At 40.7% G+C, this 5,261-nt stretch carries 5 protein-coding genes and 1 pseudogene; 3 read left to right on the forward strand and 3 right to left on the reverse strand.

The window, feature by feature from the left end; all coding sequences use genetic code 11:
• Together FTU71_RS14255 and FTU71_RS14260 are read right to left on the reverse strand one after the other, a co-directional pair.
• Window positions 1-412 (reverse strand): BCCT family transporter (locus FTU71_RS14255; RefSeq protein WP_180060779.1); only part of this gene is annotated, 412 nt, incomplete at its 3' end.
• Between the two features lie 30 nt (window positions 413-442).
• Window positions 443-955: pseudogene (locus FTU71_RS14260) on the reverse strand (class I SAM-dependent methyltransferase); the annotation flags it as partial.
• A 149-nt stretch (window positions 956-1,104) separates the two neighbouring features.
• On the opposite strand from FTU71_RS14260, the gene FTU71_RS14265 reads away from it, so the two are divergent.
• The 3 genes from FTU71_RS14265 to FTU71_RS14275 all read left to right on the forward strand — a co-directional run bounded on the left by FTU71_RS14265 (window position 1,105) and on the right by FTU71_RS14275 (window position 3,832).
• Complete coding sequence (locus FTU71_RS14265; RefSeq protein WP_179990686.1) at window positions 1,105-2,349, forward strand: hypothetical protein; 1,245 nt, start codon at window positions 1,105-1,107, stop codon at window positions 2,347-2,349.
• 276 nt (window positions 2,350-2,625) lie between these two features.
• On the forward strand, window positions 2,626-3,495 hold the full coding sequence (erm, locus tag FTU71_RS14270) for a 23S ribosomal RNA methyltransferase Erm (RefSeq protein ID WP_107318659.1): 870 nt from the start codon (window positions 2,626-2,628) through the stop codon (window positions 3,493-3,495).
• Between the two features lie 16 nt (window positions 3,496-3,511).
• Window positions 3,512-3,832 (forward strand): hypothetical protein, encoded by a 321-nt coding sequence (locus FTU71_RS14275; protein ID WP_179990683.1) that lies wholly within the window; start codon window positions 3,512-3,514, stop codon window positions 3,830-3,832.
• 170 nt (window positions 3,833-4,002) lie between these two features.
• On the opposite strand, the gene FTU71_RS14280 is transcribed toward FTU71_RS14275, so the two are convergent.
• Window positions 4,003-5,261 (reverse strand): IS91 family transposase (locus FTU71_RS14280; RefSeq protein ID WP_180051339.1); only part of this gene is annotated, 1,259 nt, incomplete at its 5' end.

Consider the following 5,261-nt stretch of genomic DNA (forward strand, 5'->3'; position numbering starts at 1 on the left):
GTAGTATTCTTCGACGATCCGATAGAGCAGGGTTTGCTCGGGCCGGTGACGCTGGTAACGACCAGTGTTCTCGTCCCGGCTGGCCATCCTGGCCGCCACTTGGGGCATGATCCGCATCCTTGCGATAGCCATAGCTAAACTCGGGTGCCTCGTCATCAGGCCCGAGGCGAATACTGCCAAAGCGTGACAACCCCAACCAGAGTGTAAAAATGACAAAGCCACTGGTCACTAATAAGTACAACCAGCCAAAGTCATCAGCGGTCGCATCCAGTGCTTTTTGCGCTAACTCTTGAACGCCATCAGGGTTACTGACTGTGGCAATTAAAAACAAACCAATAAAGAGTATTGATAGGTAAAAAACGGTTCCTACGTCTCCTAAAAGACGGTTTACCCATTGCTTAAACGTACTCATTACTTTCCTTAGAACTTACTATTTAACTAACTATTTCTTACAGGCAACCACTTGAACGACTGCTCCTTTACCCTGGTGATAGTTTCCTTCAGAGATTTCACGCTCTACTTCAGCACCTATTATAAAATCCAAACCGTTTAGTTCTTGCTGCAACCCTTCAAGCGACATAAACATATCTATTTGCGAGGCAGGAGGACCACCCACTCCATCCATGTCAATATGAGCAGCTGTATAGGCTTCTAGCATAAAGACGCCATTTTCTTTTAATGCAGCCACTGCCTGCTTATGCAATTTCAACCGTAACTCAAGAGGCACATGAGCGAAAATTGAAACGATGCCATCCCAAGCGTCTACGCCTAAATCATACTCATTTAAGTTGGCTACCACTGTGGTGATTTTTACACCCTGTTCAGCCGCCAATTTGTGTGCTTTTTCTAAGCCGACGCTAGACTGGTCAACCGCTGTAACGTCATAACCTTGCTTGGCTAAAAACACAGCATTGCGACCTTCACCTTCGGCTAAGCAAAGAACCTTACCTCCTTTAGGTAATTTAGAAAATTCGGCTTGTAATAAATAAAGGCACTCAAGATTTTTATGCTTATTTTTCTAATTGGGAAGCTGTTCTATTTACCCAAATATCGGAAGATGTTATTTTTGCCTTTAACGAATACGCAGCATTAATACGCGAAGACTTGTTTGTTGCAGATGACGAGGAATTTGAGGTTTTAGCAGTTATAAACCTCTCTCCAACTAAAGATGTTAATGGAAATTATGGTCTAATTTTTTATACCGCAATCGAAGACGAAGAGATCAATGAATATAATGCAGGTATGCTTTTTTCTGATATAGTGCTAGTTTACGATAATGGATATTTTAACACTGTTCGCTTTGAGGACATAATTGATGAAGATCAAGAAACAATATTGGATGAAGGCATTCATAATACAAGAATTGAGATTGAAGGTTATGAGTTTGAAATAAAAATTAAAACCATTTTAGATGAAATATCAAGCGATGATTTTTCAAAAAACTTGGCATTTAATAATAAAATTGAAATTGATATAGACTCTGAATCCGTTAAATTAGGCTCCACTTTAGAAGAAGTCTTAAGCGACATGAAACTAAGTTTATATCTGGGAATTTATTATATAAATCACCACAAACATTCTAATGTTCAAGTTACAAAAGATATGGTTGTTTCTTATGACATTGACACAGAAGGATACGGCTTTATAGTTATCAAATATACTGTTGATGAAAAAGATTATTTCACCTCAAAAACCTTTTTAGTTGCTAAAGATGGGGATGTAATACATGATTCACAAGTTATAATTAATATAGCCGATATGGATCTTTCTGACATAACTGATTATTCTGACATAATTGACTATGGTGTTAGCTATGCCTCATATGGTTCAATCAACAGAAATCCATTACTAATTGTGCCAATGGATTTGGATTTTTCGGGTCTAAAATTAGATTTTGAGGTACTAATTTACGATCTCTACGATTTTAATGAAATTTCAAATGAGTTTATTACCGTTTTAATAGGTGAGGATTTTGTATATGACAACACAAGTGTCGGTTTACAATGGATAACGATTAATGCAATCGACTCTAATGATGATACTTATGAATTCCAACTCTTAATTGCTGTCTACGATAACAATGATGAAAACTATGCAATACCTTATCTATCACATGAATTTGTCAATATACTAGGCGATTATAGGTTTCAAGAGGGATATGGTGTCGAAGGCATAAAATACGATGAAGAATCTCAAAAATTTCTTTATGCAGAATATATAGATATATATTATTGGGGAATTGATGAGCCTAAAACTTTTTACTTGTCCGAAACAAATTTTAAAAATGGCTTTTTTGCACTTACTCTAAATGTTTGGGGAATTGACGTAGACTTCACGGTGCCAGTATGAGAGTAAAATACTAAACATATTAAAATCTAATGTTTTGGTTAAATATTAACATATAAAAGTTGTGAAGAATTTAATAATCATCACATCTTTTTTTATGCAAATTTTTATTTGGTTTAAGATTTGTAACCAGTATTAGTAGTTTTTTATATGTAAAAACACCATTATTTTGTATGCTTGCTATATGTCCAATTTAAATGGCAATAGTTGACAAACTGTACGTTTCATCTTATAATTAATTATATAAACTATTAAAGATTATGCAATTAAAGGGAATTTATGGAAAGAAATATTAGGGATTCACAAAATTTCTTACACGATAAAAAATTAGTTAGTAGCCTTGTTGAAAATAGCAATATAAATAATACTGACATTGTATATGAAATAGGTCCGGGAAAAGGCATAATAACCGAACATTTATTAAGAGTAAGTAAAAGTGTAATTGCAATTGAATTAGACACCTCTTTGTATCAATTTTTAAAGCAAAACTTGAATAGTGAAAAACTAACACTTATCAATCAAGATTTTATGAACATAAAACTTCCTGATGGCAATTATAAAGTTTTTTCTAATATACCGTTTAATATGACGGGAGAAATCTTAACAAGATTACTAACAGCAATCAACCCGCCACAAGATATGTATATTATAATGCAGTACGAAGCAATGTTAAAATACGCAGGCACTCCATATTATAAAGACACATTAAAATCACTTATGTTCAAACCGTTATATGATATAAAACTGGCTTATGAGTTTTTGCCTTCAGATTTTAAACCAAAACCCAACGTGTCTATAGTTCTTGTGCATTTCCATAAAAAAGAATATTGTGATATAAAAAAAGCAACAATGTTAGAATATTGGGATTTTTTATCATATATGTATACTGCCCCAGGATTAAATTTTAAACAAAAAACAAAAAATATTTTTTCTTATGAACAGCAAAAACGTTTGAAAAAAATTATCAATTTAGATAGTGAACTAAATTTTTCCGATTGGACATATATTCAATGGATTAAAATGTTCGATACATATAAGCAGTTTGTATGCCAAGACAAGAAAAAACTCGTAGAAGGTTCTTATCAAAAACTTTTAAAAGAACAATCAAAATTAGAAAAAGTCCACAGAAGCAGAACTCAAAGATATTAAATAAAAGGGTACTTAATTGGAAAAAGGTTACTACTTATTTGCATATGTAGAGATAAACAAGTATGCCAATTTTTATAAAACAGATACAAAAAGGCACGACCAAAATATTTCACTTTGGGAATATGATGGTGGTAAATTGTCATTATTAAGATATTGGGAACTAGAGCGTTTATCCAGAATAAAACATCATAATAAAGCTTTTTATTCTGAAACTCAATTCAAAAATATTGTAAATGTTTTATTATCTGAATTTAATCTGCAATTATCAGATATAAAAGAGTATAGGAAGAATAAACGCCGTTTTTCTCCAAGTCCAGCCACTGTAGACCGCGAATGACGGCCTGCTTTGCCAGTGGGTGATTCTGAATCCGGCCCGTGTAGCCATCGATCCCGCCGAAAATTCACCCGTTTTTCCCGACAGCCGGGGCCAACCCAAGCCGCCGGCATAACGCATCCCTGCCGCGGCTGAATTACCGCAGCATCGTGATCGGAATCGTTTGGGACGGGTCAGGTAAACAGACCCGGCGACAGGCCAGCCGGTGGTGCCCGGCTCTCGGGCAACGGGCTGGACTCGTTGGTTTCGGCTTTTTGCTTCAGATGGTCGAGGATCTGCTTGATCACTACCGGATCTTCAATACAGGCAATCACCTTCATGGCACCGCCGCATTCGCTGCAAGTCTCGATGTCGATTTGGAATACACGCTTGAGCCGCTGTGCCCATTTCATCGACGCTCGCCGCCCAGCGGGTGTTGGCGGCTCATCCGATACCTTGACCTTTTTGCTCCCCTTGCCCCTCATGGCAGGTGTAACCAGGGCGCGGTGCTTGCTGTTGGGCGCAAACACCCCATGAAACCGGGTAAGGTTCACACGTGGCTTCGGCACCAACGCCGACAGTCTTGCGATGAAGTCCAGCGGCTCAAAGATCACATGCGTGGTGCCGTCCCGGTACGGCGTCTTAAGCTGGTAGCGCACGTTGCCATTCTTCGTGAGCGACAGCCGTTTCTCAGACACCGCCGGGCGGCTGATGTAGTGGCACAGCCGTTCGAGTTTGCTGCGCTCATGGGCCTTGGCCGCTACGCCGGCATGTAGCGAGAAACCGGCAACCTTACCGGGCATGTCACCAAACTGATCTTCCGGGTCGCAGGCGGGCAGTGTCTGCAGGGTGAACACCTTGCGCCCTGCCTGTGGCCCCACGGCGATGCGATACGTGATGGAATGCCCCAGCAGTGGAGTCATCGCATCTTCATCCACCGCATCCAAGGCCAGGTAACTGTTTTCAGCATCCCGCTCCAGTAGGCCTTGCCGCTCCAAATAGCGGCCGACCCGATGGGCGATGGTGTGCGCCAGTTGGGTGAGTTCGGCGCTGGTCGGCGCCCTGACCCAGAGGAACCGGGCTGTTCCATTGGGACGCTCAACGTACACGCCATCGAGGAACAGCATGTGAAAGTGAATGTTGAGGTTCAGTGCACTGCCGAAGCGCTGGATCAGGGTGACGGCACCGGTCTTGGCCGCTTGGTGGGTATAGCCCGCTTTCTTGACCAGATGCGTGGCGATGACGCGGTAAACGATGCCCAACACCCGGCCCATGACCTCCGGCCGGCTGGCGAACAGAAAGCGCAATTGAAAGGGAAAGCTGAGTACCCATTGGCGCATGGGCTGTACGGGCAGAACCTCATCGACCAGTAGCGCGGCGCTTTCGGCCATACGCCGTGCGCCACAACTAGGACAGAAGCCCCGACGTTTGCAGCTGAACGCAACCAGGTGCT

Source organism: Acinetobacter sp. YH12136 (assembly GCF_013418545.1).
Classification (GTDB): domain Bacteria; phylum Pseudomonadota; class Gammaproteobacteria; order Pseudomonadales; family Moraxellaceae; genus Acinetobacter; species Acinetobacter towneri.